Source organism: Brachyspira pilosicoli, from assembly GCF_008016535.1.
Classification (GTDB): Bacteria; Spirochaetota; Brachyspiria; order Brachyspirales; family Brachyspiraceae; genus Brachyspira; species Brachyspira pilosicoli_A.
Window position 1 is genome coordinate 1 of record NZ_SAXY01000106.1, and the last position, 605, is coordinate 605.

Annotated in this window: 1 protein-coding gene and 1 pseudogene; both read left to right on the forward strand. The window is 29.1% G+C overall.

Going from position 1 to position 605, the window contains the following annotated elements; genetic code table 11:
- Nucleotides 1-262, forward strand: a pseudogene (locus EPJ72_RS13145) (DDE-type integrase/transposase/recombinase); the annotation flags it as partial.
- An 81-nt stretch (nt 263-343) separates the two neighbouring features.
- Nucleotides 344-605 (forward strand): integrase core domain-containing protein (locus EPJ72_RS12920; protein WP_147732512.1); only part of this gene is annotated, 262 nt, incomplete at its 3' end.

Sequence of the window (605 nt, forward strand, 5' to 3'; positions counted from 1 at the left end):
AAAAAAGAAAAAGAAGCGATATGATAAGCGTAAATTTGTCTCTAAAATACAAAAAGAAGGCAAAATAGTTCAAATAGACACTAAATATATCAAATTAGGCAGAAAAAGAGTTTATCAATTCACTGCTGTAGATTTAGCTACTCGCTATAGTTGGAGGCAAATCTATGAAGATAAAACACCTTCTAGTGCTTTATCTTTCTTAAAATATGTATTGAAAACTTCACCTTTTAAGATACAAGCTATACAAACTGCGACCGAATGAAGTGCCTGTGGCAACAATGGTATAGAATATACTTATCGCTGTATTAATACTCCTAAAATAAATATTTTTGATGAATACTGCTTGAAAAATAAATTAGAGAGGAGATATATTCCTGTAGCAACACCGAGATACAATGGCGTAGTAGAAAGAGTACACGGCATAGACGAAAGAGAATTTTATTCACGATTAAATAAAAATATCACAGTAGAATTATTGAGAGAAAAATTAAAAGAATATACACATTTTTATAACAATCAAAGATTGATTTCTTCGTTAGGTTATATTACAATCAAAGAAAGAATCAAAAATATTATAGCAAGTAAAAGTACAATATCTATGGCTC